The sequence below is a fragment of the Vibrio genomosp. F10 str. 9ZD137 genome, assembly GCF_049974785.1.
GTDB lineage: Bacteria > Pseudomonadota > Gammaproteobacteria > Enterobacterales > Vibrionaceae > Vibrio.
This window is the reverse complement of the sequence record NZ_JBNGCJ010000855.1, coordinates 1-559: the sequence shown is the minus strand read 5'-3', so window position 1 is coordinate 559 and position 559 is coordinate 1. Positions and strand designations below refer to the sequence as shown.

Below are 559 nucleotides of genomic sequence, written 5' to 3'. Positions count from 1 at the left end.
AGCCTTGCTCCCATGCTAGAAGCTGTGACCCCTGCAGTCGTGAGCATTGCGGTAGAAGGGACTCAAGTTTCACGCCAGCAGCTACCTGAACAGTTTCGATTCTTTTTCGGCCCAGACTTCCCTACCGACCAAATACAAGAACGCCCATTTCGAGGCTTAGGCTCCGGTGTGGTTATCGATGCGAAACAAGGGCATATAGTGACTAATTACCACGTCATTAATGGGGCAGAAACCATTCGCGTCAAACTTAAAGATGGCCGAGAGTACGATGCTGAACTTGTCGGTGGCGATCAAATGTCAGACATTGCTTTACTTAAACTTGAAGAAGCAAAGAATCTGACTCAAATTCAACTTGCTGATTCAGACAAACTGCGAGTTGGCGATTTCGCGGTGGCGATCGGCAACCCGTTTGGTCTCGGACAAACCGTCACGTCAGGTATTGTGTCGGCACTAGGTCGAAGTGGGCTGAACCTGGAAAACTTCGAAAATTTCATTCAGACCGATGCTGCGATCAATAGCGGTAACTCGGGCGGTGCACTCGTTAGATCGGAAGAGCGGT

At 49.6% G+C, this 559-nt stretch carries 1 protein-coding gene; it reads left to right on the top strand.

What is annotated here, in order from left to right; genetic code table 11:
* On the top strand, nt 1-559 hold a 559-nt coding region (locus tag ACP45E_RS19295; protein ID WP_241824348.1), incomplete at both ends, for a trypsin-like peptidase domain-containing protein.